The 23,287-nt window shown below is 70.4% G+C and carries 23 protein-coding genes; 12 read left to right on the forward strand and 11 right to left on the reverse strand.

Features of this window, described 5'->3' with window-relative positions:
• Positions 1-79: 79 nt before the first annotated feature.
• The 6 genes from AC6JA9_RS02660 to AC6JA9_RS02685 form a co-directional block, all read right to left on the reverse strand.
• Positions 80-661 (reverse strand): protein-tyrosine phosphatase family protein, encoded by a 582-nt coding sequence (locus tag AC6JA9_RS02660; protein ID WP_497959032.1) that lies wholly within the window; start codon positions 659-661, stop codon positions 80-82.
• Positions 658-1,650, reverse strand: a complete 993-nt coding sequence (locus tag AC6JA9_RS02665) for a hypothetical protein (protein ID WP_223782268.1) — start codon at positions 1,648-1,650, stop codon at positions 658-660. The genes AC6JA9_RS02660 and AC6JA9_RS02665 overlap by 4 nt, the downstream gene beginning before the upstream one ends.
• Entirely contained in the window at positions 1,640-2,884 is a 1,245-nt protein-coding gene (locus AC6JA9_RS02670) for a GtrA family protein (RefSeq protein WP_223749776.1), read from the reverse strand. Before AC6JA9_RS02670 ends, AC6JA9_RS02665 begins: the two co-directional genes overlap by 11 nt.
• Positions 2,877-3,803 carry a phosphatase PAP2 family protein gene (locus AC6JA9_RS02675; RefSeq protein WP_223749777.1) on the reverse strand — a complete coding sequence of 309 codons (927 nt, stop codon included), beginning with the start codon at positions 3,801-3,803 and terminating at the stop codon, positions 2,877-2,879. Before AC6JA9_RS02675 ends, AC6JA9_RS02670 begins: the two co-directional genes overlap by 8 nt.
• A complete protein-coding gene (locus AC6JA9_RS02680; protein ID WP_141333149.1) occupies positions 3,781-5,115 on the reverse strand; it encodes an inositol-3-phosphate synthase in 1,335 nt (444 codons plus the stop codon). Before AC6JA9_RS02680 ends, AC6JA9_RS02675 begins: the two co-directional genes overlap by 23 nt.
• 443 nt (positions 5,116-5,558) lie before the next feature.
• On the reverse strand, positions 5,559-6,083 hold the full coding sequence (locus AC6JA9_RS02685) for a pyridoxamine 5'-phosphate oxidase family protein (RefSeq protein WP_497959033.1): 525 nt from the start codon (positions 6,081-6,083) through the stop codon (positions 5,559-5,561).
• Positions 6,084-6,244: 161 nt separating this feature from the next.
• Here AC6JA9_RS02685 and AC6JA9_RS02690 point away from each other — a divergent pair, with 161 nt between their 5' ends.
• Positions 6,245-6,739 carry a hypothetical protein gene (locus AC6JA9_RS02690; RefSeq protein ID WP_223749779.1) on the forward strand — a complete coding sequence of 165 codons (495 nt, stop codon included), beginning with the start codon at positions 6,245-6,247 and terminating at the stop codon, positions 6,737-6,739.
• Between the two features lies 1 nt (position 6,740).
• Here AC6JA9_RS02690 and AC6JA9_RS02695 read toward each other — a convergent pair whose 3' ends face one another.
• On the reverse strand, positions 6,741-7,673 hold the full coding sequence (locus AC6JA9_RS02695; protein ID WP_497959034.1) for an aldo/keto reductase: 933 nt from the start codon (positions 7,671-7,673) through the stop codon (positions 6,741-6,743).
• Between the two features lie 151 nt (positions 7,674-7,824).
• Here AC6JA9_RS02695 and AC6JA9_RS02700 point away from each other — a divergent pair, with 151 nt between their 5' ends.
• The 3 genes from AC6JA9_RS02700 to AC6JA9_RS02710 all read left to right on the forward strand — a co-directional run bounded on the left by AC6JA9_RS02700 (position 7,825) and on the right by AC6JA9_RS02710 (position 10,922).
• A complete protein-coding gene (locus AC6JA9_RS02700; RefSeq protein WP_223749780.1) occupies positions 7,825-9,312 on the forward strand; it encodes an LA_2272 family surface repeat-containing protein in 1,488 nt (495 codons plus the stop codon).
• Positions 9,313-9,405: 93 nt separating this feature from the next.
• Positions 9,406-10,407, forward strand: coding sequence for a zinc-dependent alcohol dehydrogenase family protein (locus AC6JA9_RS02705; RefSeq protein ID WP_497959035.1), 1,002 nt, complete (start codon positions 9,406-9,408; stop codon positions 10,405-10,407).
• Between the two features lie 173 nt (positions 10,408-10,580).
• Entirely contained in the window at positions 10,581-10,922 is a 342-nt protein-coding gene (locus AC6JA9_RS02710; RefSeq protein ID WP_046710649.1) for an HPF/RaiA family ribosome-associated protein, read from the forward strand.
• A gap of 49 nt (positions 10,923-10,971) precedes the next feature.
• Here AC6JA9_RS02710 and trhA read toward each other — a convergent pair whose 3' ends face one another.
• Positions 10,972-11,628, reverse strand: coding sequence for a PAQR family membrane homeostasis protein TrhA (trhA, locus tag AC6JA9_RS02715; protein ID WP_483576845.1), 657 nt, complete (start codon positions 11,626-11,628; stop codon positions 10,972-10,974).
• A gap of 107 nt (positions 11,629-11,735) precedes the next feature.
• Here trhA and AC6JA9_RS02720 point away from each other — a divergent pair, with 107 nt between their 5' ends.
• The 7 genes from AC6JA9_RS02720 to AC6JA9_RS02750 all read left to right on the forward strand — a co-directional run bounded on the left by AC6JA9_RS02720 (position 11,736) and on the right by AC6JA9_RS02750 (position 19,247).
• Positions 11,736-12,446, forward strand: a complete 711-nt coding sequence (locus AC6JA9_RS02720) for a TetR/AcrR family transcriptional regulator (protein ID WP_497959036.1) — start codon at positions 11,736-11,738, stop codon at positions 12,444-12,446.
• A 436-nt stretch (positions 12,447-12,882) separates the two neighbouring features.
• Entirely contained in the window at positions 12,883-13,320 is a 438-nt protein-coding gene (locus AC6JA9_RS02725; protein WP_141331305.1) for a response regulator, read from the forward strand.
• A gap of 301 nt (positions 13,321-13,621) precedes the next feature.
• Positions 13,622-15,043 (forward strand): sensor histidine kinase, encoded by a 1,422-nt coding sequence (locus AC6JA9_RS02730; RefSeq protein WP_141331303.1) that lies wholly within the window; start codon positions 13,622-13,624, stop codon positions 15,041-15,043.
• Complete coding sequence (locus AC6JA9_RS02735; protein WP_267701146.1) at positions 15,043-15,819, forward strand: response regulator; 777 nt, start codon at positions 15,043-15,045, stop codon at positions 15,817-15,819. Before AC6JA9_RS02730 ends, AC6JA9_RS02735 begins: the two co-directional genes overlap by 1 nt.
• A gap of 3 nt (positions 15,820-15,822) precedes the next feature.
• The gene (locus AC6JA9_RS02740; protein WP_223749784.1) at positions 15,823-16,569 is read left to right on the forward strand and encodes an ATP-binding protein; all 747 of its coding nucleotides are present in this window, start codon (positions 15,823-15,825) and stop codon (positions 16,567-16,569) included.
• On the forward strand, positions 16,569-16,976 hold the full coding sequence (locus AC6JA9_RS02745) for a response regulator (RefSeq protein WP_046710657.1): 408 nt from the start codon (positions 16,569-16,571) through the stop codon (positions 16,974-16,976). Before AC6JA9_RS02740 ends, AC6JA9_RS02745 begins: the two co-directional genes overlap by 1 nt.
• A 270-nt stretch (positions 16,977-17,246) precedes the next feature.
• The gene (locus tag AC6JA9_RS02750; RefSeq protein WP_497959037.1) at positions 17,247-19,247 is read left to right on the forward strand and encodes an AgmX/PglI C-terminal domain-containing protein; all 2,001 of its coding nucleotides are present in this window, start codon (positions 17,247-17,249) and stop codon (positions 19,245-19,247) included.
• Between the two features lie 32 nt (positions 19,248-19,279).
• Here the strand turns inward: AC6JA9_RS02750 and AC6JA9_RS02755 are convergent, their stop codons facing one another.
• Positions 19,280-20,704: an MATE family efflux transporter gene (locus AC6JA9_RS02755; protein ID WP_473566715.1), complete on the reverse strand. Its 1,425-nt coding sequence runs from the start codon at positions 20,702-20,704 to the stop codon at positions 19,280-19,282.
• 276 nt (positions 20,705-20,980) lie between these two features.
• Here AC6JA9_RS02755 and AC6JA9_RS02760 point away from each other — a divergent pair, with 276 nt between their 5' ends.
• Positions 20,981-21,316 carry a (2Fe-2S) ferredoxin domain-containing protein gene (locus AC6JA9_RS02760; protein ID WP_223749787.1) on the forward strand — a complete coding sequence of 112 codons (336 nt, stop codon included), beginning with the start codon at positions 20,981-20,983 and terminating at the stop codon, positions 21,314-21,316.
• On the opposite strand, the gene pdxA is transcribed toward AC6JA9_RS02760, so the two are convergent.
• Both pdxA and AC6JA9_RS02770 read right to left on the reverse strand, forming a co-directional pair.
• Positions 21,240-22,262 (reverse strand): 4-hydroxythreonine-4-phosphate dehydrogenase PdxA, encoded by a 1,023-nt coding sequence (pdxA, locus tag AC6JA9_RS02765; RefSeq protein ID WP_267698349.1) that lies wholly within the window; start codon positions 22,260-22,262, stop codon positions 21,240-21,242. The two genes, AC6JA9_RS02760 and pdxA, sit on opposite strands and share 77 nt — an antisense overlap.
• 34 nt (positions 22,263-22,296) lie before the next feature.
• Positions 22,297-23,265: a peptidylprolyl isomerase gene (locus AC6JA9_RS02770; protein WP_223749789.1), complete on the reverse strand. Its 969-nt coding sequence runs from the start codon at positions 23,263-23,265 to the stop codon at positions 22,297-22,299.
• Positions 23,266-23,287 lie beyond the last annotated feature (22 nt).

Below are 23,287 nucleotides of genomic sequence, written 5' to 3' on the forward strand. Positions count from 1 at the left end.
CTCTCGTGGAAGGCACGACCGTCGTCAGGCATCGAGTGTCCGAGACACCCCACGCCATCCGTCAGACAACGAGCCGCCGCTACGCCGCGCGCCCGGACCGACGGGCCACCCACGCGGTGACGAAGTCCGCGAGGCCGCCGAGCTGCCGGTCATTCAACGTGCACTGCCACCGGGCCTTCCTCAGCGCGCGGTACGCATCCGGCGCCTCCCAGCCCTTCGCCACCATCACCGCCAATCCCATCAGCGGCCCACGCCCGACACCGTGCTCGCAGTGCGCATACAGGTGCCCGCCCCTCTCCAGCCGGGGCAGCGCCCACTCCACGCCCTGCACCAACTGCTCCACTGTCGGCGGATACCGGTCCGTCACCGGCAGGTTGAGCAGCTCGATGCCCAGCGCCGCCAGCACCTTCGCGTCGTCCACCCGCTCCGCGCGCAAATCAATCACCGCCGTGATTCCGCGCGCCTTGAGCTCCGCGTACCGAGACGGCGACACCGAGCCGCCCACGTGCAGCCACTCGTTCACCTGCGACACGTTGAGGCCCTGGCCCGGCAGCTTCGTGGTCCACTCCACGCAGCGTGCCACCGAGCGCAGCACCTGCTTGCGCACCCAGCCTCGAACCCCCGGCACGTGATGCACGTCCCGCAACAACGACACGCTCACAAATCACCCTCGAGCGTCACTTCCATCAGCCCCGCCACCGGCGTCTTCCCCGAGCGCTCCAGCACCGCCCGGTGCAGGTACGTCACCGGCGAGCCCACCACCGGCTTGATGAGCCCACCCAGCATGCCCAGCTCCTCCACGGGCGCGCTGCGCTGCAGGAGCGACGTGGACTTCAGCACCATGGCCTTCGCGCCATCGCCGCCGAACACGTCCACCGTCCACACGCTGCGCTCCTTCGCGCCCTCGCGGCTGAGCGTGAACGACTCCATCGCGTTCGGCGCGCCACCCTCCGTCCACGAGTACACCGGGCCGAACTCACCGTCCTGTCCCTCGCGCGCGAGCAACACCATCCGCTCGCCACCGTCGCGCAGCGCCCGGAAGCGCACCCACCGCCGCGCCAGCTTCCCCGGGGGAATGGTGGACCGCGTGTGGTCCGCGTACCCGCCGCCCGACAGCGTCACCGCCGCGCCCTTGGGCTGCTGCACCGTCGCCTTCAGCGGGCTGAACGCCAGCGTCACCTCGTGACGGTAGCGCGCGCTGCCCACCTCCACCTCGGAGCCCTCCGGCGAGCGCGGCTCCACCTGCGCCGCGTACTCCAGCACCACCCGCCCGCCCTCCAGCCCTGCCTCCACCTTCGTCACCCCGTCCGCGGAGCGCGCCGAGCACGCTCCCACCCGGAAGGTGCTGGTGGCCGCGTCATAGCTCCACTCCTTCGCGCCCACCTTCTTCTGCGGCGTCCACGCGCGCTGCCCCGGCTTGAGCACCGTCGCGCGGCAGATGCCCGTGCGCGAGCCCGGGCCGATGTTCGTCACCTGCAACTGCACCAGCACGAAGGTGCCGTCCTCCAGGTCCCCGATGAAGGTGAAGCTCTCCCCGTAGTTGTCGCTCGGGGAGAGCGTGGGCTCCAGCGCCGCGCCCGCCGCCGCCACGGTGGGCAGCAGCAGCGTCAGCAGGAGTCCCAGGACCTGGGACCGTCCCTCACGCCGCATGGGGGCGCTGCTCCATGAGCGCGTCCGACGAGTTCGTGTCGTTGAAGACGTAGTCGCGCTGCAGCGGCAGGTTCCACGCGAAGTACACCACGCCGCGCACCAGCCACCAGCCCAGCGTGTACGCCAGCTGCGGATGCAACGTGAGCAGCGCCACGCCGCCCGCGTTGAGCAGCGCGCTCGTACCGCTCACCACCGCGTAGCGCATCATCTGCCGGCCCACCGCGGCCGTGCTGCGGAAGGTGAGCACCCGGTTGATGGAGTAGTTCACCACCGCGCCCAGCAGCGCGCCCAGCACCGTCGCCCACGCGGGCAGCAGGCCCATCCACTCCACCAGCGCCAGCACCACCGCGAAGTCCGCCACCGTCGCGATGGCGCCCGCCGCCGCGTTCAGGCTCACAATCGCCTTCTCCGAGCGCGCCTCCTGGCGCTTCGGCGCCAGCGCCTTCACGAGGTTCCTGAACCGGGAGATGGCCGTCAGGTTGCTCATGATGGCGACGAAGACCAGGCCCACCACCGCCATCCAGTGCATGGGGTGCTTCTCCTCGGGCCAGAACACCGCCTCCAGAATCGGCGACAGCGCCGTGCCCGCGCCCAGGAACAGCACGCGCTCCAGTCGCTGCATCGCGCCGTCGCGCACGTTGACGCCCAGGCCCTCGCCCTTGGCGCGCACGTACGGCACCAGCGACGAGCCGAGCAGCGCGCCCAGCGCGGGCAGCAGCACCCACGTGTCCCGGTAGTACCAGGCCAGGCCCATCAACATCGCCGAGTCCACGTACCGGTCCAGCACCGAGTCCAGCGCCGCACCCGCGGGGTTGGCCTCCTTGCGCGTGCGGGCGATTCTCCCGTCCATCACGTCCAGGATGCCCGCCGCCAGGAACAGCCAGCCACCGAGCGCGAAGCGCCCCGCCGCCACCGCCACGCCCGAGGAGATGCCCAGCAGGCCCGACAGCATCGACAGCGCGTTGGCCGGCAGCCCCGAGCGCAGGATGACGGCCCACAGCGGCTGGATGACCCAGAAGAAGTAGTGGCGCAGGAAGTAGCCCACGAAGCCCGCGTTGCCCCGCTTGAGCGTCTCCTCGTCGCGCGGCACGCCCTTGAAGGCGACGCGGATGCAGAAGATGAGCAGGCCTCCCAGGAAGTACACACAGGCGAGGATGGCGGGGCCCAGCGCGGTCCAGATGCGGGCCGACGGAGACAGGTTTCCGGTCAACCAGGCAACCAGGTTCTCAAGCACGGGTGTCCCCTCCAGGTGTCAGCGGCATCGAAACAGTCATGGGCGCGCTCTTGCGAGAGAACGCGAGCTCCACCGCCAGGAAGGCCGCGAGCGCGAAGGCGAGGCCCGCGAGCACGTCCAGGACATAGTGGTGCGTCAGATAGATGGCGGAGAATGCGACGAGCAGGGCGAACGCCCCGGTGCCCACCCGCCACTTCCACCCATCCCTCCACACGAACAGCATCACCATGAAGGGGTAGGCTGCGTGCAGCGAGGGCATGGCTCCGAACACGTTGGGATTGCGCGCGTAGAAGCCGGCGAAGTAGTTGATGCCCAACAGGGCATCGAAGCGCGCCGTGCCCGCGGGGCTGGGCAGGGCGGCCAGGTTGGCGGGACCCGGGCCGTAATCCAGGATGTACCAGGGCGGCGCGGCCGGATAGAGCAGGTAGGTGACCACGCCCAGGGCGTTCACCACCAGGAAGGCCCAGCACAGCTTCTCGAAGCGCGCGTCCTTCTTCACGAAGAAGAAGATGGCCATCAGGAAGACTTCGTAAAGGTAGGCCGCGTAGGCGAAGCCGCACAGCAGGTCCAGCACGACGTTCGAGCGCGTGCTCCACCACTGGGGCCAGTTGACACCGCCGGGGGCGGGGAACCACTGCGTCTCCCACACCCACAAGTCACCTGTATGGATGGGGCCGCGCAGGAACAGCCAGAGCCCCTGGCTGTCCAGCAGCATGCCGGTCAGCCACAGCGGGAACCCACCGAAGAGGAAGCGGCGCGTGCGGGGGCCCGCCCAGGCCACCCCCAACAGCGCCGCGTCCGCCGCGACGTGGTCCCACCGGAGCCGACCGGTGGCCGTCACCAGCATCAAATGGCCCATCGCCAACAGGGTGACGAGCCAGATGAACGCCGGAGTCTTAGCGAGCGAGCGGGAGGTCATCCCCGTAGTAGTCGAGTCCGAGGTGGGTGATGGGCTCCTCACCGGCCACGACGCGCAGCGTGTTCTTCAGCTTGGTGAGCTGGATGAACAGGTCGTGCTCGACGGGCAGGCCCGGCTGCGCCATGGGGCTCTTGAAGTAGAAGGACATCCACTCCTGGATGCCCCGCCACTCCAGCCGCTTGGCCAGGTCCAGGAACAGCGCGATGTCCAGCACGAGCGGCGCCGCCAGGATGGAGTCGCGGCAGAGGAAGTTGACCTTGATCTGCATCGGATAGCCGAGCCACCCGATGATGTCGATGTTGTCCCAACCCTCCTTCGCGTCGCCGCGGGGCGGGTAGTAGTGGATGGACACCTTGTGCGAGTACTTGCTGTACAGCTCGGGGTAGAGCTCCGGCTGCAGGATGGTGTCCAGCACGCTCGACTTCGTCACTTCCTTGGCCTTGAAGGCCGCGGGGTCGTCGAGCACCTCGCCGTCGCGGTTGCCGAGGATGTTGGTGGAGAACCAGCCCTCGAGGCCGAGCATGCGGGCCTTGAGCGCGGGGGCGATGACCGTCTTCATCATCGTCTGGCCGCTCTTGAGGTCGCGGCCCGCGATGGGGACGCCCGCCTGCTTCGCCAGCTCCTGCAGCGCCGGCGTGTCCACGCTGGCGTTGGGCGTGGCGTTGGCGAAGGGCACGCCCTCCTTGATGGCCGCGTAGGTGTAGAGCGCGGTGGGGTTGATGTCCGGGCTGTTCTCGTCGAGCGCCTTCTCGAAGGCGGCCAGCGTCTTGAACGCCTCGGGCAGCGGACGGAAGGTCTCCACGCTGCTGCACACCACCATCACCGCGCGGGTGGCGCCGAGCTCCTTGATGAAGTCCCGGATGTCCTGGCGCAGCGCCTCGACGCTCTCGCGATGCGTCTTGGTGGACTTGGTGTGGTTGGCCTCGATGCGGCGGACGAACTCGGGGTCGTGCACGCCCTTCTTCGGCTTGATGCCCTGCAGGAACGGCTTGACCTGCTCCAGGTGCTTGTCGTGCAGCACGCCGGAGCGCACCGCCACCTGGTACGCGTCCTCGCTGATGATGTCCCACGCGCCGAAGACCACGTCACCCAGGCCCGCCAGCGGCACCAGCTCGCCCAGCTTCACGGTCCGTCCGTCCGTGCGCTTGCCCAGCCGCGCCGTGCCCATCTGCGTCAACGAGCCGATGGGCGCGCCCTTGCCCTGCCGCGCCAGCTCCACGCCCGCCATCAGCGTCGTGGACACCGCGCCCAGCCCGGGCACCAGCACCGCCAGCCTGCCCTCGGGCTTCGTGACCGACTTCTTGTTCTCCATCGTGGGGTTCCTTAAGGGGGGCGGGGGGCCGCCCTGTGGTGAGTCTTCTCGGACTTGCCGCTGCGCACCGACTGGATGCCGTGGGGTTTGCGGAAAATCTCGGATGCGGATGGTTGATACGCTAAAGCGTTCGTGACTTCAACGTGATGTGGGGCAGGCTGGTTACCACGGTGTGGCGCGGACTGATGGATCAGCGCAGGCCCAGGTACAAGCCGCCGCGAACGCGCCTGTCAGAGAAACACCACGTCGTGAGAAAAATGACACCTACCTGACCTTCCATGGGCGTGGAGGGTAGGTCCGGGGTCGCTAGGACCCGGGGTGAACTGACAGGGTGAGTGTCGAGGGGTGGGGGAAGCCTTCGAGGGGTGTGGGACGGCCCGCGAGCCAACAGTCGGCTGCGGGCCTGTCATGGCGCCCATGTCGCCGTGGCGCAACCCCAAGTGTCAATGGGAGCGCGGGTCGCCCAGCACCAGGGACTGGTGGTCGCCCGGGGCGTAGCTCTTGCCCGTGAGCGCGGCCTTCACCATGCCGACCAGCTGCACCATGCGGCTGGAGGGGGTGTCCCAGTACTCGGCGCGCTCGACGCGCACGCACAGGAGCGCGAGCTCGGGATCATCCATGCCGTCGGGGAACCAGGCCTTGAGCGCGGGGCTCCACAGCTCGCGAAGCTTGCGTGGGTCCTTCACCAGCCGGCAGCGGCCGCTGACGGAGACGTAGCGCTCGCGCGCGGGGTCGGAGAAGGAGACGTTGACGTGGTGGTCCTGCTCCACCTCGTCCACCTTGTGTGAGTGCTCGCGGGTGAAGAACCAGAGCTCTCCGTCGAAGTCATGGTCCTGGGTCCACATGGGACGGCTGTGCAGGCTCCCGTCGGCATCCACCGTGGTCATCATGGCGACCTTGATGCCGTGGATGAGCTGCCCCAGGTGTTCGACGGCGCCTCGCGTGCCCTGCTCCTGCTTCTTGCTCATGGCTGCCTCCTGACCTTGAAAACTAGGCAGTGTCCGGAGGCCGGGGCGGGTGGGGCCGGCTGGATGGCGCCAGGGCAGGCGGGCGGTGTGGTAGTGGGCGTGGAGAGCCCTCACGGTGGCGGGGTGGTTGCCGTGTCCGGGGATGGAAAGCGAGTGCGACGATGCTGAAGACCGCGTGGAACGAGTGGTGCCTCAAGGCGCTGCAGATTGAGACGGCGCTGCTGGCGCTGGAGGAGATCGAGCTGCCCGAGGAGATGCACGGGCTGCAGGACGCGGCGGAGGAGAAGCTGTTGGAGCTGGGGCGGGCGTGGAAGGAGCGGCAGCCGGCGAAGGACGGGCGTCGGTGGGAGAAGCAGACCCTGGACAAGGGCACGCCGAGCGACGCGGAGCTGGAGGAGATGGTCCGCGAGTTCCGCGAGGACGGCAAGCCGTGGACGCTCCTGCGCGCGACCAGCGACAAGCAGGAGGTGGTGGAGACGGTGGTGTCGGACGGCCGCGCGTGCATGGTGGCGGGCGGCTCGTACTACCTGGGCCAGTGGGACGCGAAGGACGAGGTGCTGGAGGTCGGCCGCGATGACGACGCGGGCGAGCCGGGCACCGGCGTGGTGCTCGCCGCCACCGGTGAGGTGCAGTACACGCCGGACCCGGAGCTGTAGCTCAAGTGTCCAGCACGCGGGCCATGCGCTCGCGTGTCTTCGCGTCGGGCATGCGTCCGAAGCCCGCGCGCACGTTGTCGGCCACGTGTCTGGGATTGCTCGTGGCGGGCAGCGGGCAGTTCACCGCGGGGTGGCCGAGGATGAACTTCAGGAAGAACTGCGCCCAGCTGTCGCAGTCGAACTCCTGGGCCCACTCCGGCAGCGCGCGGCCCTTCACGCGGCTGAACAGGTCGCCGGTGGCGAAGGGCTGCATGACGAGCACCGCCACGCCATTCGCGGCGGCGGCGGGCAAGAGCCGCTTCTCCGCCTCGCGGTCCGTGAGCGAGTAGGGCAGCTGGATGAAGTCCAGCGTCTCCTCCTTCAACAGGCGCTCCAGCTCCGGGAAGGCGCTCTTCTGGTAGTGGGTGATGCCCACGTAGCGCACGCGCTTCTGTGCCTTCCACTCGCGCAGCACGGGCAGGTGGGTGCGCCAGTCGACGAGGTTGTGGACCTGGAGCAGGTCCATGCGTCCGCGCCCCATGTCGCGCACGGACGTCTCCAGCTGCTCGAGCCCCGCCTCCTTGCCGGTGGTCCACACCTTGGTCGCGAGGAAGGGCCTGGGCGCGTCCGGCAGCTGGGCGAGCACGTCGCCCACCACGCGCTCGGCGCGGCCGTACATGGGGGACGAGTCGATGAGGCGCGCGCCCGAGTCGAGGAAGCGTTGCAGCACGTCCTTCAAGGGGGCGCGCTCGGCGGGGGAGGCGCCCACGTCGAAGGTCTGCCAGGTGCCGAGGCCGATGACGGGCAGCGCCTCGCCGGATTTGGGGATGGGGCGGGTGAGCATGGTGGGCTTGGGGACAGGCTGGGCGGCGTGGGTGAGCGGGGACAGCAGCGCGGCGCCGAGTCCCGCGACGAGCACGTCCCGACTCGAGGGTGGGGAGGGGGGCTGGGACATGGCGGGACTCTAACGGGTGACAGTATTTCGTGGGACCGGTGTTCCGTTGCGCGAGGGGGGCGTCACAGCCTCCCGCGAAGCAACCGTGGCTCGTGTGCCCGCGTGAAGGTGGGCCGAGCCCCTCTGGGAAACAACTCAGGAAGGTCCAGCGATGAAGCGCAAGGTCTCGGTGTGTGCGGGCGTCATGGCGGCAATGGTGGCGATGGCCGCGGGGGCCGAAGAGGCGAAGGCGGGCGACCAGGCGCCCGTGGCCTCGGCGGGAGGGGAGGGGTTGGTGGAGGGGCCTGGCGCGGAGCGGGTGATGGCCCCGCCTCCGCTGGTGGAGGCGACGACGGTGGCGGGGAGCTCGGCGCCGGTTGCTGACGCGCCCACGGAGGTGGAGGCCAAGGCCGCCTCGGAGGCTTCGCAGGAGGCGGAGGTCCACGTGCCCTTCAGCTTCACCGTCGTCCCGGGGCTGAGCACGTCGGGCTTCAGCCAGAAGAACCAGGTGCACGACGTGTCCATCGGCCTGCTCGCCACGCACGCCAAGCGGGTGCGGGTGATGGGGCTGGCCTTGGGCGGCAACTGGGTGACGCATGGCGCGAGCGGCGTGCTCGCCTCGGTGGGCGTCAACGTGTCGGGCGGACCGGTCAGCGGCACGCTGCTGACGGTGGGGGGCAACGTGGTGGGGGCGGACACGGAGGGGCTGCTCGCCGGCGTGGGCGCGAACATCGTGCGCGGCACGATGAAGGGCACGCAGCTCACGGTGGGCGCCAACGTGGCGACGCAGGCGCTGGACGGCGCGCAGCTGGGCGTGGGCGCCAACGTGGCGGGCGCCAACGTGGTGGGCGCGCAGCTCTCGGTGGGCGGCAACTTGGCGGGGGGCACGCTCAATGGCTTGCAGATGGCGGTGGGCGCGAACGTGGCGCGCGGCGTGTCTCGCGGCGTGCAGATGGCGGCGGGCGTCAACGTGGCCTCGGAGCTGACGGGCCTGCAGATGTCGTCGGGCGTCAGCTACGCGAGCAGGCTGGCCGGCGCGCAGGTGTCCATCATCAACGTGGGCGGCGACGTGGACGGCGCGCAGGTGGGCCTGGTGAACGTGGCGCGCCACATGGACGGCGCGCAGGTGGGGCTGCTCAACTTCGCGGGTGAGACGGAGGGCGAGTCGGTGGGCCTGTTGAGCTTCGTCGGCAACGGCCAGGCGCACGTGCAGGTGTGGGCCAGCGACGTGGCGCTGACCAACGTGGGCGTGAAGCTGGGCGGACGTCACCTGTACACGCTGTTCACCGTGGGCCTGAACCCGCCGATGGGCGGAGAGCGGCGGCGCTACACGCTGGGCGCGGGCGTGGGCGGGCACATCCCCGCGGGGCGGTTCTTCTTCGACGTGGACCTGCTCGGCTCCAGCGTGCACGCGAACCGGCTGTTCGACTTCGACGACGACACGAACCACGTGCTCGGGCAGCTGCGGGTGATGGCGGGCTGGCAGCTGTCCAAGCGCTTCGCGGTGTTCGGCGGCGTCAGCGCCAACACGCTCGTCACCTGGAACGGGAGCGACCCGTGGAAGGACCTGGGCATCGGTCCGGAGTGGCGGGAGGTCTCCGACAGCGGGCGCACCATCGTGCGCACCTGGCCGGGCATCCTCGCGGGCGTGCAGATTTGAGCGGGAGGGGCGGGTGCTTCCCGACGTGGAGGGCCCGCCCCATGTTCCCCTTGGACGCGCTCACCTGGGGTGGGCAGTCCGGGGGGCGGGCCCATGGAAGGCACCATGCGCGTGATGGCGCTGCACGCGCCGGGACAGCCGCTGCGCGAGGAGCGCTGGCCCATCCCCCAGCCGGGGCCGCAGGAGGTGCTGTTGCGCGTGAGGGCCTGCGCGGTGTGTCGCACGGACCTGCACTTGGTGGACGGTGAGCTGCCCCGCCCCAAGCTGCCGGTGGTTCCCGGCCACGAAATCGTGGCGAGCGTGGTGGAGGTGGGCTCCGAGGTGCTGGGGCTGGAGCCGGGCACGCGCGTGGGGGTCCCCTGGCTCGGCTGGACGTGTGGCCAGTGCCGCTTCTGCGTCTCCGGGCGCGAGAACCTCTGCGACTTCGCCCGCTTCACCGGCTACCAGATGGATGGCGGCTACGCGGAGTACACGCTGGCGCATCACGCGTTCTGCTTCCCGCTGCCGCAAGGGCTCGATGACGTGCACGCAGCGCCGCTGATGTGCGCGGGGCTCATCGGCTATCGGAGCCTGCGGATGGCGGGCGCGGGCGCGCGGCTGGGGATGTATGGCTTTGGCGCCGCGGCGCACCTGCTCATCCAGGTGGCGCGTCACCAGGGGCGGCGGGTGTTCGCCTTCACGCGTCCGGGTGACGAGGCGGGGCAGGCCTTCGCCCGGGAGCTGGGGGCCGAGTGGGCGGGAGGCTCGGAGGTCATTCCCCCCGAGCCGCTGGACGCGGCCATCCTCTTCGCGCCCTCGGGGAGCCTGGTGCCGGCCGCGCTGCGCGCCGTGGACAAGGGCGGCGTGGTGGTGTGCGGCGGCATCCACATGAGCGACATCCCCACGTTCCCCTATGCGTGGCTCTGGGAGGAGCGCGTGGTGCGCTCGGTGGCCAACCTGACGCGGGCGGACGCGGTGGAGTTCCTGTCGCTGGCCCCCCGCGTGCCGGTGCACACGCGGGTGCAGGTGTTCCCCCTGGCGGCGGCGAACGAGGCGCTCCTCGCGCTGCGCGAGGGACGGGTCCACGGCGCGGCCGTGCTGGAGGTTCGCGGGTAGGTGGGGCCATCCGCCCCGCAGGCTCTGCGCGCTGTCCCATTCCTCCGCAAAGCCTGCGGCCCGTGCCGCGCGAACCCCTGACATTCCGCGGGGTTGGTGCTGGCAGGGGTGATGCAATGAGAAGGGGTGCAACCCGAGCCCCGCACGAGCGGGGACAGCACCCGAGGTCGACGATGAAGCGAGCGTTGCAGATCACCTACCGGGGCATGGCGACGAGCGAGGCACTGAACGAGCACATCCGCGACCACGCGGAGAAGCTGGAGCAGTTCTTCGACGGCATCGTCGGATGCCATGTGGTGGTGGACGAGCCGCATCGACACAAGCACCAGGGAAACCACTTCCGGGTGCGTGTGGACCTGCATGTGCCCGGCAAGGACCTGGTCGCCGCCAGGGACCCCGACGAGCACGCCGCGCACGAGGACCCGTACCAGGCCGTGACGGACGCGTTCGAGGCCGTGCGCCGACAGCTCCAGCACTACACCGGAGCGCTGCACGCGCATCACCGCCACGGTTGAGCGCGGTGTGGGTCGGAGAGGGTCCGCGTGAGGGGCCCTCTCCGGGGGCTCATGCCGCCGCGCGCACCATGCCCAGCACCACCACGAAGTGCAGGGCCGCGGCGACGAGCGTCAGCGCGTGGAACACCTCGTGGTAGCCGAAGACGCCAGGCAGGGGGTTGGGGCGCTTGAGGGCATACGCGAGCGCGCCCAGCGTGTACGCCAGGCCGCCGGCGAGGATGAGCAGCGTGGCGCCGAGCCCCACCGCGCGGAAGACGTCGCCGAAGTACGGCATCATCGTCCACCCGACGCCGACGGCCAGCGCCGCTGTCACCCACTTGGGCGCGTTCACCCAGAACATCGACTGGAGGATGCCCAGGAGCGCGCCCGTGTAGAGCCACGGCATCAGGCGGTTGCCCACCTCGGGCGGCAGGCCCAGCAGCATCACCGGCGTGTACGTGCCCGCGATGAGCAGGAAGATGGCGGCGTGGTCCGCCCGGCGCATCCAGGTGCGCCCGCGCGGCGACCAGTTCACCCGGTGGTACGTCGCGCTGATGGTGAACAGGGAGACCAGGCTCACCGCGTACGCGCCGGAGGCCACGGCCGTGCGCCACGTGGGCGCCATGGCCACCAGGACGATTCCCGCGCCCACCGCGAACGCCGCCGCCCACTGGTGCAGCACGCCGCGCAGCTTCGGCTTCTCCCCGGCGAGCACCGCCGCGGTCATGGCGCCACCCCGCCGGAAGCGCTACCCATCCAGACGGAAGCATTCATGATGGCGATCCTCTTGGTGCGTCCCTACCGTCGGGTAGGTTCCGGTCGGGTAAGTTACTGGTGAGTAGGTTCGAGGTCAACGTGAAGAAGAAGCAGCGGCTCACGGGCGCCGAGCGCCGGGTCCAGTTGATGGAGATTGGCCGGGAGGTCTTCGCGGCGAAGGGCTATGAGCCCACCTCCATCGAGGAGGTCGCGCAGCGGGCGGGCGTGTCCAAGCCCATCGTCTACGAGCACTTCGGCGCGAAGGAGGGGCTCTACGCGGCCATCATGGAGCGGGAGATGGACGACCTGGTGGCGCGCGTGTCGTCGAGCATCACGGACGGCTCGCCGCGCCGGCGCTTCGAGGGCGCGGTGCTCGCGTTCATGGCCTACGTGAAGGACGAGCCCGCGGGCTTCGCGGTGTTGACGCGGGATTCCCCCCTGGCGACGGCGCGGCGCGGCCTGACGCGCGTCATCGACGACCTGGCCCACCGCGTGGGGGATGTGTTCCGCAGCGAGTTCGAGCGCGCCGGGTATCCATCGAAGGTCGCGCCCATCTACGCCAACGCGCTCGTCGGGATGGTGACGCAGGTGGGGCACTGGTGGGCCGCCGAGGGGAAGTCGTTCTCCACCGAGAGCGTGGCCCGTCACGTGGCGGCGCTCGGCTGGATGGGGCTGCGGCACCTGCCCAAGGCCCCGTCGCTGCCCGCGCGCGAGGGGGGGGTGGACGGCAAGCCCGCGAAGGCGAAAGCCGCGCGAAGTGCTCCGCGCGCGAAGTCCCAGGGGCGGTGAGGAGCGGGCGCCTCCGGGGCGAGACGGCGCGACGCCTCGCCCGCGAGTCGCCAGGGAGATGGCTGGCAACGCGAGATCGCCTCCTCCAGCGCTTGGGATGGAGCGCGCGAGGTCGCCTGCCCGACGCGCGCGTTCGACGATGTGGCGCGGACAGCGCGAGCTCGACCCTTCCATCGCTTGGGACGGAGCGCGCGAGGTCGCCTGCCCGACGCGCGTTCGACGCCGCGGCGCTGGCCCGCATGGCGCGCCCTCGGAGCGCCGAAGCGCTTGCCGCCGTGTGCGGGACGTCCGCCGGATGACGCCTGTCGCCTCCCCCGCGCGGGTGTGGGTGCTCGCCATCTAGCGCTCGTGTGCAGGGGGCCAGTGGGTGGCGAACAGTCCTGCGCATCCGCGGACGCGCGCGTGGACCGCTCGTTATCCTCGGCGTCTGCCCGCCATGAATGCTCCGCGGCTCCAGGTCCTGGTGGTGGATGACGAGGCGCCCGTCCTCGCCACCACCGCCGCCGTGCTCTCCGAGGACTTCGACGTCCAGACCGCGCGCGACGCGTTCGCCGCGCGCCGGCTGCTCGCGCGTCATCCGTTCGACGTCCTCTGCACGGACCTCCACATGCCCGGGCCCAGCGGCATCCAGCTGTTGCGCCAGTCGGTCATCCGGGACCCCTTCCTCGCCGGGGTGCTCGTGACGGGCTCGCGCGAGTACCTCGACTGGCGAGACAGGCTGGACACGCAGGGCCTCTTCTATCTGGTGCTCAAGCCCTATCAGCCCTCGGACCTCATCGGGATGATCCGCCGCGCCGCCGAGTCCGCCCGCCTCAAGCGGGAGATGAGCCAGCTCTCGCTCGGCCTGGCCGAACACAAGTGGGGGCCTCGATGAGCCCTCCCTCCGGTCCTCCGGGGGGAAGCTCACGACGAAGCCCCCTCGACACACGGCGCTCGCGGCCGGGCCTCGCGCCCTCGTGCCGACATCCCCTCACCCCGGGCCGTTCCCCACGAGTCCTCCACCACCCTGGCGCACGACGCACGGCGCCGTGTGTTCCCAGGGCCGCTGCTTCCAGGGGAGCGAGCAGGCACGCGGGTTTGCAGTCATCACTTCCGGACATTCCTTGGCCTATGATGCGAACGGTCTACGGCCCCGTACCGGAGGAACCGCCCGCGGCCCGGGCCACGAACACCCCATGAAGCCCACGGAGGATGTCAGCGGCCCCACGGTGGCTCTGAAGGAACGCGCCGTCCTGCTGTTCCACGAGCACCTGGGTGCCGTGCGCCGTCGCACGGACCGGCTGTTCGCGGGGTTGATGCTCGCGCAGTGGGCCGTGGGGGTCCTGGTGGCCCTCTTCGTGTCGCCCTATGGCTGGTCCGGCGAGGACCGCGCGCTGCATGCGCACGTGTACGCGGTGCTCTTCCTGGGCGCGGCGCTCACCGTGTTCCCCATCGCGCTGGCGCACTGGCGGCCCGGGGCCACCTCCACCCGGCACGGCGTGGCGCTGGCGCAGGTGCTGTGGTCCTCGCTGCTCATCCACCTGACGGGGGGGCGCATCGAGACACACTTCCACATCTTCGTCTCGCTCGCCTTCCTCTCGCTGTACCGCGACCCGTGGGTGCTGCTCACGGCGACGTGCGCCACCGTGGCGGACCACGTCATCCGGGGCCTGCTCTGGCCGGAGTCGGTGTACGGCCTGCCCAATCCGGAGTGGTGGCGCTTCCTGGAGCACGCGCTGTGGGTGGGCTGCCTGGACCTGGTGCTGCTGCACGCGGGGAGGGTGATGCGGCGGGAGATGCGCGAGGTGGCGGTGCGGCGCGCGGAGCTGGAGCTGGCGCGCGAGCGCGAGGAGGAGAAGTCCGCCGAGCTGGACCGCGCGCTGCGCGAGCTCAGCGGCTTCCAGGAGCACCTCATCCGCGTGGAGAAGCTGGCCGCCGTGGGTCAACTCGCCGCCAGCGTGGGTCACGAGCTCCGCAATCCCCTGGCCGCCGTGCGCAACGCGCACGCCTACCTCTCCCGACGGTTGAGCCGGGATGCGATTGGGGCCGCGGATGACCCACGCGTGCCCCAGTTCCTGGGCGTCATGGAGCGCGAGCTGGGGGCGTGCGCGAAGATCATCTCCGACCTGCTCGACTTCGCGCGCGAGCGTCCCCCCGCGCTGCAGCCGTGTCCTTTACGACCTCTGGTGGATGAGGCCATCGGCGTGGTTCCCTCCCGGGAGGGAGTTCGCATCGTGAACGATGTCCCGGAGTCATTGCCCGTGCCCAGCCTGGACAAGGAACAATTCCGTCAGGTGCTGGTGAATCTGGTGCAGAACGCGGTGGAGGCCATGCCTCAGGGAAGGACGGGACAGGTTTCAGTGCTGGCGGAAGGTGGAGACGCGGGGCCCTGGGCCATTCGCGTGGTAGATGACGGGACGGGCATCCCACCGGATGTGCTGCCCAAGATTTTCGAACCGCTGTTCACAACCAAGACGCGCGGCACCGGCTTGGGGCTGGCCATTGTGGCCAACATGGTGCAACGTCACGGAGGCACAATCTCTGTGCGAAGCGAAGCCGGCCGGGGTAGTGAATTCCATATTCATCTCCCGGCAACCGCGGCGGCGCAGGCCGCATGATGGAGGACGTGGCTTTGGGCCCCGCTCGCATCCTTTTGGTCGACGACGAGGAGGGGCTGCGCATCACGCTCGCGGCGAACCTGGAGTTGGAGGGCCACACCGTTCTGGAGGCCTCCAACGGCGAGGAAGCGCTGCGCCTGCTGGGTGAACACCCGGTGGACGTGGTGCTCAGCGACATGCGCATGCCGGGCTTGCACGGGGTGGACCTGCTCCGCCGCATCAAACAGGCGCGACCGGACATGCCCGTGGTGTTGATGACGGCCTTCACGGCGGAGGAGCTGGTGGAGGACGCGCTCGCGGAGGGCGCGTTCACCGTGTTGCCCAAGCCCTTCGACGTGGCGCACGCGCTGGACACCATCCTGCGTGCAGCGCGGGCGCCGCAGGTGTTGGTGGTGGACGACACGGAGCCGGTGGCGCGCGCCATGGTGCGTGCGCTGAGCACCGTGGGGCTGCGCGCGCGGGCCGTGTACAGCGGCGAGGAAGCGCTGACGTGGCTGCGCTCGGGCGACTTCGACGTGTGCGTGCTGGATTTGGTGATGCCGGAGATGAGCGGGCCGGAGCTGGTGGCCAAGGTGAAGGCGGCGGACCTGTCGGTGGCGGTCATCGCCATGTCGGGCCACGTGGTGCCGGAGCTGCTCCGGAAGGTGGCGGCACAGGGGGCGGTGGTGTGCATGACCAAGCCCGTGCCGCTGCGGGAGCTGGTGCAAGCGATTGCCCGGGTGAGGGGTCAGCCGAGGGCGCAGGGGCCCGCGGGGACCCAGGGCGCGAGGAATTGACGGATGGGCGCGCGCGCAGACCTCCAGGCTCGGGAGCGGGCCGCGGTGGCGGACGTCGTGGCCTCCACGTTGCGGCATGACCTGCGCAACAAGCTGGCCAGCGTCCGCAATGCCTCGTTCTACCTGATGCGGAAGATGCAGAAGACGGACGCCTGGGGCGCGGATGCCCGGGTGGAGGCCTTCTTCCAGCTCATCGACAAGGAGCTGGCGGCCGCGGAGGAGGTGCTCACGCGCCGCGCGCCGGTGTCGAGCAGTGACCGGCCGCTGTGTCACGCCAGCGAGGCCGCCGAGCGCGGGCTCGCGGAGGCGCGGGTGCCCGAGCACGTGCGGGTGGTGCGCGAGCTCAAGGCGCGCGACACGGTGCCGCTGGACGTGGAGGACCTGGCGCTGCTGGTGCGCTGTCTGGTGGACAACGCCGTGGAGGCGATGCCGCGCGGCGGAATGCTCACGCTGCGGACCTGGGACGTTGAGGAGGGTGAGGGCGGCGTGGGGATTCGCGTGGAGGACTCGGGAGAGGGGCTGACGGCGGAGGCGTATTCGCGTGCCTTCGAACCTTTCTATTCCACGCGCCCGGGACACGCGGGGCTGGGGTTGAACATCGTGCAGCGGTTGGTGCTGCGCCAGGGTGGGAAGGTGACGCTGGATGGGGGGCCCTCCGGGGGGACCCACGTCGAGGTCATCTTTCCCCATCGCCCGGAGGCGCGCGGCCGGACGCGGCTGGGGCAGGACGAGATACGGGGGAGCAAGTGATGGAGACGAGTTGGACCTTCGGGCGATGCCTGCTGCTGGTGGAAGATGACCCGTCCAACCGGATGACGCTCGCGGCGCTGCTGGAGGAGGCGGGGTTCGCGGTCGTCACGGCGGGCTCCTATTCGGAAGCGGAGCGGTGGCTCAACCAGCCGCGGCCCATCGACGCGGTGCTGCTGGACCAGAGCCTGGGGGACGGCTTCGGGACGGGGCTGATTCCGCTGGTGCGTCACCACATGCCGGGCGCGAAGGTGGTGTTCGTCACCGGAGCGGACAGTCCCATCGACATGCCGGTAGACGCGGTGTTCCGCAAGGGCGACCACTTCGACAACCTGCTGGCCTTCCTCTTCAAGCTGTTGCCGCAGCGGCCGCTGGGGATGTCGTCGTCCTCGGGCCCGCGTCGTCCGTGACGCGGGAGTCGCCGGCCTCCGGGCGGGCTGCCTCGGCGTCAGGGTGCTCCGCCGTGTGACAGGGTGTGAGCGCCCCGCTGGAGTGTGATGTCGGTGTGCAGGCGTGGCACGTCGCCGTGTTCGTGCATGAGCGGTGATGCAGCGGACAGCGAGCGCGCGCCCGGGCGGTGAAGCGTCGTGCATCGGACAGACGCGCTGGCGTGCGCCGGACCCATCCCTACGTTGCGAGCCCTGGCGCGAGACGGGTCGCGCGGTCGAGGGGAGGGGTGTGTGGGCGAGCTTCTGACTGGAGGCGAGGAACGGTTCCGCGCGCGGGACCTGGGTGCTCCGGAGACGGAGGGCCTGGGGCCCGGGGATGCGAACGACGCGCTGAACGTGATGGAGGCGCTGGAGGGAGACCTCGACGCGTACCTGGACCGTGAGCTCACGGTGGGTGAGCTGGCGGATGCGCCGTCGTCGCGCGAGGTGACGGAGGGCATGCGCGCGCTGCTGGAGCTGGCCGAGGAGGAGACGCGGTGGCTGGCGGGCCTGCCCGCGCCCTCGTGCGCCGATGAGGCGTCGGACGGGGTGGCCACGCCGGAGTCGGTGCCCGTGGTGCTCCCCGAGTGGATGCGCGCGAACCCCCAGGTGCCCGTCGCGGACCCGGTGCGGATGGCGTGGTCGTACTCGAAGGAGGCGCCGCGGGCCGTGCGCGCGACGGGGACTTCGGAGGCTCCGCTCAATCTGCAGGAGCGACCATGGGGGATTCCCCTGGTGCCGCCCTCCGCGCTGGAGGGGAGTGGCGCCGAGGGCGCGCGCACTGACTGGGATGGCGCCATCGCGCCGGGGATGTCGAACCCGTGGAGCGCGACGAGTGGTGCCGTGGCGCACGGGCGTGGCGCGCAGGCGTCGCGTCGGAGCCGTGATGTGGTCTCGGGCGTCCTGCTCGGTGTCGCGGGCGTGGGCGTCGTCGCGGCGGGGATGCTCGTGGTCGCGAGCGTGCGCATCTGGGAGCAGGGCTCGAGCGCGTCGGTTCCGTACGAGCGCGCGGGCGCGATGGGGAGCGTCGCTGGCGCGTCCGTGAACACGGCGGGTTCACCGATGCACGCGTCGGGTGCATACGCCGGGGGCGCCTCGGGTACGTCCGTGAACGTGGAGGGCTCGCAGGTGGGGAGCCTCACGGGTGTCTCGACGCAGGCCTCGGGCTCGTACGTCGGCGGCGCTGCGGGTGTGTCACCGAACGCGGCGGGTTCGCAGGTGGGGAGCCTCCCAAGTGTCTCGACGCAGGCCTCGGGCTCGTACGTCGGAGGCCCTGCGGGTACGTCACCGAGCGTGGCGGGTGCGCAGGTGGGAGTCCTCGCGGGCGCATCGATGCTCGCTTCGGGTTCGTATGTCGGGAGCGCTGCGGGTGTGTCACCGAACGCGGCGGGTTCGCAGGTGGGGGAGGTGATCCCCGGTGTGTCCACCTGGACGGGCATCGGCTCGACGGGCCCCATCGGTGTCCTGCGTCCCGTGCCCTCGGAGGCGTGGTCCCTCGGCGGTGTCCCGGGCGTCTCCGCCGGTGCTGCCCTGCCGGGTCTCGCGAGCGTCGGCACGCCGGGCGCGAGCGTGGGCACGAACGCACGTCCCACGTCGAGCACGGGCCCCAGCAACGCGGACCTCATGGCCCACCGTGACACGCAGGCGGTGAAGAACGGCGAGCGTCGCTCCCGCGTGGAGCCCCCCGCGCCCGTGCCCACCGCGAAGCCCGCGGCCCCTGCGGTCGCCGCCGTGGCGACCGCCGCCGTGCAGGAGATGACCTTCGACGAGCCCGACACCGGCAACGACGCCGCTAGCGCGCCCGCCGACACCGGGGATGACTCGGACGCCGCCAACGAGCCGGAGTCCGAGCTGGATGAGGAGTTCGCGCGCGAGCTGGGCTTCACGGAAGAGGCCGACGCCCAGGCCGAGGAGGACACCGCGCCGACCCGCACGGTGTACGTGCCTCCGGCGCTCGAGGCGAAGCAGCACCTGACGCCGGAGGACGTGAAGCAGGTGGTGCTGGCGAATCAGCCCGCCATCACCGCGTGTCTGCGCCAGCACGCGGCAGACACCTCGGCCGAGAAGAGCGGCCGCTTCGTGATGCGCTGGTCCGTGCAGCCCGGCGGCGAGACGACGAACGTCGCCATGGACACGCAGGCCCTGCGCGCCACGCCGCTCGCCGGCTGCATCGAGGGCGTGGTGCGCACCTGGAAGTTCCCCGTGCACGCGGTCCGCATGCAGGAGCCCATCCGCTTCCCGTTCGTCTTCTAGTCCGCGCGTCGACGAGGGGGCGGGGCCGTGCTTCAGGCCTCGCCTGTCTCGTGTCCGAAGACCTCGCCGGGGTTCGGCGCGGCGGGGCCCTCCGGCGCCTTCTTGACCAGCGGCGTGCGCCACCGGCCGGAGAAGTAGTAGGCCATGCTCACGGCCAGCGACACCGCGAAGCTCAGCGCCATCGCCAGCCACACGCCCGTCACGCTGTTCATCCGGTGCGACAGCCAGTACGCCACCGGCACGCGCACCACCCAGAGGCTCACCAGCGAGAACACCGTCGTCACGAACGTGCGCCCCGCGCCGTTGATGATGCCGTTGCTCACGAAGATGAGCGCGAACAGCACGTAGGTCGTCCCGACGATGTGCAGGTAGGAGACGCCCGGCGCGATGACCGCCGGGTCCGAGATGAAGATGCGCAAGAGCGCTTCCGGGAACGACACCGCCACCAGCGAGATGAGCAGGGTGATGCCGCCGCTGAACAGGCAGCCCCACTTGAAGATCTCCTGCACGCGGTCATACCGCCCCGCGCCCAGGTTCTGTCCCGCCAGCGTGGACACGGCCATGCCGAACGTCATCGCCGGCATGAACGCAATCTGGTCGATGCGCGACGCCGCGCCGAAGGCCGCCGTGGCCACCTCGCCGAAGCTGTTGACGATGCCCGTCACGAACACCATGCCGATGGAGACCAGCGACTGCTGCACCGCCGCCGGCACGCCGATGCGCAGCGTCTTCAACGTGGTGGGGCCCAGGTGGCCCAGCCGGGGCATGCGCGGCGCGACGGGCACGTCCTTCTTGCGCAGGTAGATGATGAGCGCGGTGAGCGCGAGCAGCTGCGAGACGACCGTGGCCCACGCCGTGCCGTTCAGCCCCAGCTTGGGCAATCCCATCCAACCGAAAATCAGGATGGGGTCCAGCACCGTGGTCAGCAGCAGCGAGGCCGCCTGGAAGTACAGCGGCGTCTTCGAATCCCCCACGCCCTGCAGCAGGCTGCGCGTCAGGAACAGGCCGAAGCCCAGCGGCATGGAGAGCAGGAAGATGCGCAGGTAGCTGACCGACTCCGCGTGGATCTCCGGCGGCGTGGCCATCAACGTGAGGATGGTCGGCGCCAGCCACTCGCCCAGCAGCGTGAGCACCAGGCCCAGCGCGTAGATGAGCAGCGTGGAGCTGTCCACCACGCGGCGCAGCTCGTCCATCCTCTTGGCGCCGTAGCTCTGCGACACCAGGATGCTCGTCGCCATGGTGAGGCCCATGCCGATGGAGAACAGGACGAAGACGACGGGGAAGCTCACCGTCACCGCCGCCAGCGCCTCGGTGCCCAGGAAGCGTCCCACCCAGATGGCGTTGACGAAGCTGTAGGCCGTCTGCAGGAAGCTCCCCACCAGCATGGGGATGGAGAAGGCGACGATGTGACGGGGGATGCTGCCGGTGGTCAGGTCGCGACCGAATGACGGTTTCATGAGCCGAAGCTCTCGTTCAGGGGGTCCATCGAAAGTCCCTCAGGAGCGGCCCTCACCCGAGCATGGGCCATGAAAGGAACTCGCCAGGAGCCTGAGCGGGCCACGCGATTCCAGCGGAGGGTGACGTCGTCTTTCCGGGTCCGGGCGTCCCTCGACACCCATGAGGCAGCTTACGGAGCCCCCCTGTCGTCGCAAGGTCTTTCGTGGGCGCGCCAGGGAGCCTGTCAGGCGAGCATGTGTGCGGCGCGCGGCGCGTGTTGGCCTTAATGTTTCGAAATGTCGCGCAAGCCACCCCCACCCGAGGCCCCGCCTGGCGCTCCCGCGACGGAGCTGCACGTCTGTCACAACTGCATGGTGCGCCTGGACTCGAGCCTGGGTGGCGTGGATCTGCCGCGCCGCATCCGCGAGGCCGTGGCCGCGCGAGGCCTGGGACCGACGACGCGCGTGTTCTCCTCGGGATGTCTGGGCGAGTGCCCGCTCGGCCTCGTCACCGTGCTGGTGCTGCCTCCCAACGGCACGGGCTCGAGCCTCCAGCTCATCGACGCGGCGAAGGACGGCGAGGACCTGGCCGAGCGCCTCGCGAACCCACCGCCGCCAGCTGGGCGGCCTTGAGCAGCGCCTCCACCATGGGCACGCAGCTCGCCTCGCCCTTGCCCGCAATCGCGTAGGCGGTGCCGTGGTCCGGCGACGTGCGCGGCACCGGCAGCCCCAGCGTCACGTTGACGGTGCGCTCGAAGTCCAGCGCCTTGGCCGGGATGAGCCCTTGGTCGTGGTACATGGCCAGCACCGCGTCGTACCTGCCGGCGATGTCATCCGGCCTGGCGAACAGGCCGTCGGCGGGGAGGGGCCCGTGCGCGTCCACCTTCGCCGCGCGCGCCCTGCGGATGGCGGGGCCGATGACCTCCACCTCCTCGCGTCCCAGCAGGCCACCCTCGCCCGCGTGTGGATTGAGCCCCAGCACGGCGATGCGAGGCTTGCGGCCCACCACCGGCTCCAGGCTGCGTGACAGGAGCTTGAGCTGCGCGACGAGCTTCTCCACCGTGAGCAGCGAGGACAGCGAGGACAGCGGCACGTGGTTGGTGGCCAGCGCGATGCGCACGCGCGGCCCGTCCATCATCATGAGCACGTCCGCGCCGAACGCCTCCGCGAGCACCTCCGTGTGGCCCATGAAGGGAATGCCCGCGCGCGAAATCTGCTCCTTGGACACCGGCGCGGTGCACAGCGCGTCCACGTGTCCCTCGCGCATCGCCTCGATGGCGCGGGTGATGAACGCGAACTGCGCGCGGCCGCCGACGCGCGAGGGCTTGCCCGGCACGCGCTCCGGCTCGTTCAGCCGCGTCACCTCCACCACGGTGGGGGACTCGACGCGGCCCAGCGCGGCGAGCTCCACGCGGGCATAGCGGCGGAAGAGGGGGAAGCGCTCCAGCGTGGGCCCGTCCCCGAAGACGACGGGGATGAGCGCGCGACGCACGGCGGGGCGGGCCAGGGCACCGGCCGTCACCTCCGGCCCGATGCCCGACACATCACCCAGGGAGATTCCGACGAGGGGGAGGCTCACGCCCCCGAGCATCCCCCGCCGGACCTCCGTCCGGCTACATCTTCACTTCGACGTTCGCCTTCTGCCGCAGCTCCTGCACGTACTGGTCGAGGAACTTGTCCGTCTTCTCCTGGAGCAGCTTGTTCTCCAGCTTCGGACGCATCTCGTCGTACGAGGTGGCGGCCACCGAGCGGCGCTCCTCCACCTTCAGGATGTGCCAGCCGAAGTTGGTGCGCACCGGCTCGCTGACCTCGCCCTCCTTCAGGTTGAAGGCGACCTTCTCGAACGCGGCCACCATCACGCCGCGCTTGAACCAGCCCAAGTCTCCGCCGTCCTGCGCGCTGGGGCCCTCGCTGCGCGCGCGCGCCAGGGAGGCGAAGTCCATGCCCTCGCGGCGGGCCTCCTGGGCGATGCCCTCGGCCTTCTTGCGCGCGGCGGCCACCTGCTCCTCGGTGGCCTTCGGGTCCACCTGCACCAGGATGTGGCGCGCGTGGACCTCCGAGTCCTCGCTCTCCACGCGGGCGTACTGGTTGTAGGCCGCCTTCAGGTCCTCCTCGGTGACCTTCACCTTGGGGCCCACCTTCATGCGCAGGAGCCTGTCCCGCAGGATGCGCTTGCGCAGCATCTCCCGGTAGGCCTTCATCGTCAGCCCCTCGGCGGCGAGCACCTGCTCGAACTGTGCGGGGTCCGTGATGTTGTTCTGCCGGCGCACGTCGTTGACCAGCTCGTCCACCTCGCCCTCGGTCGCGGAGATGCCCATCTCCGTGATTTCGGACTCCATCAGCTTCTCGCCGATGAGCGTGTCGAGCGCCGTCTTCATCAGCTGCGCGCGCATCTCCGCGCGCTTGCGTGGATCCGGGTCGTTCAGGCGCGACACCTCCGGCGCCGCGCGCTGCTGCACTTCCGACAGCGCGATGACGTCGCGGTTCACCACCGCGGCCACCTTGTCCACCAGCTCCGCGCGCGCCGACGTGGCGCCCCCCAGGAGCGCCGCCGCAGCGACGAATGCCACCAGCTTCTTCATTCCGTGCATCCTTCCGCACCAC

This window comes from Myxococcus sp. MH1 (genome assembly GCF_059738865.1).

Excerpts from the sequence above, each read along its gene's own strand:
- AC6JA9_RS02705 (WP_497959035.1), top strand. The coding sequence starts at position 9,406 with ATGGAAGGCACCATGCGCGTGATGGCGCTGCACGCGCCGGGACAGCCG.
- AC6JA9_RS02710 (WP_046710649.1), top strand. The coding sequence starts at position 10,581 with ATGAAGCGAGCGTTGCAGATCACCTACCGGGGCATGGCGACGAGCGAG.
- trhA (WP_483576845.1), bottom strand. The coding sequence starts at position 11,628 with ATGACCGCGGCGGTGCTCGCCGGGGAGAAGCCGAAGCTGCGCGGCGTG.
- AC6JA9_RS02770 (WP_223749789.1), bottom strand. The coding sequence starts at position 23,265 with ATGAAGAAGCTGGTGGCATTCGTCGCTGCGGCGGCGCTCCTGGGGGGC.
- AC6JA9_RS02760 (WP_223749787.1), top strand. The coding sequence starts at position 20,981 with ATGTCGCGCAAGCCACCCCCACCCGAGGCCCCGCCTGGCGCTCCCGCG.
- AC6JA9_RS02725 (WP_141331305.1), top strand. The coding sequence starts at position 12,883 with ATGAATGCTCCGCGGCTCCAGGTCCTGGTGGTGGATGACGAGGCGCCC.
- AC6JA9_RS02680 (WP_141333149.1), bottom strand. The coding sequence starts at position 5,115 with ATGGAGAACAAGAAGTCGGTCACGAAGCCCGAGGGCAGGCTGGCGGTG.
- AC6JA9_RS02675 (WP_223749777.1), bottom strand. The coding sequence starts at position 3,803 with ATGACCTCCCGCTCGCTCGCTAAGACTCCGGCGTTCATCTGGCTCGTC.
- AC6JA9_RS02730 (WP_141331303.1), top strand. The coding sequence starts at position 13,622 with ATGAAGCCCACGGAGGATGTCAGCGGCCCCACGGTGGCTCTGAAGGAA.
- AC6JA9_RS02695 (WP_497959034.1), bottom strand. The coding sequence starts at position 7,673 with ATGTCCCAGCCCCCCTCCCCACCCTCGAGTCGGGACGTGCTCGTCGCG.
- AC6JA9_RS02700 (WP_223749780.1), top strand. The coding sequence starts at position 7,825 with ATGAAGCGCAAGGTCTCGGTGTGTGCGGGCGTCATGGCGGCAATGGTG.
- AC6JA9_RS02755 (WP_473566715.1), bottom strand. The coding sequence starts at position 20,704 with ATGAAACCGTCATTCGGTCGCGACCTGACCACCGGCAGCATCCCCCGT.
- AC6JA9_RS02690 (WP_223749779.1), top strand. The coding sequence starts at position 6,245 with ATGCTGAAGACCGCGTGGAACGAGTGGTGCCTCAAGGCGCTGCAGATT.
- AC6JA9_RS02740 (WP_223749784.1), top strand. The coding sequence starts at position 15,823 with ATGGGCGCGCGCGCAGACCTCCAGGCTCGGGAGCGGGCCGCGGTGGCG.
- AC6JA9_RS02735 (WP_267701146.1), top strand. The coding sequence starts at position 15,043 with ATGGAGGACGTGGCTTTGGGCCCCGCTCGCATCCTTTTGGTCGACGAC.
- AC6JA9_RS02665 (WP_223782268.1), bottom strand. The coding sequence starts at position 1,650 with ATGCGGCGTGAGGGACGGTCCCAGGTCCTGGGACTCCTGCTGACGCTG.
- AC6JA9_RS02745 (WP_046710657.1), top strand. The coding sequence starts at position 16,569 with ATGGAGACGAGTTGGACCTTCGGGCGATGCCTGCTGCTGGTGGAAGAT.
- AC6JA9_RS02685 (WP_497959033.1), bottom strand. The coding sequence starts at position 6,083 with ATGAGCAAGAAGCAGGAGCAGGGCACGCGAGGCGCCGTCGAACACCTG.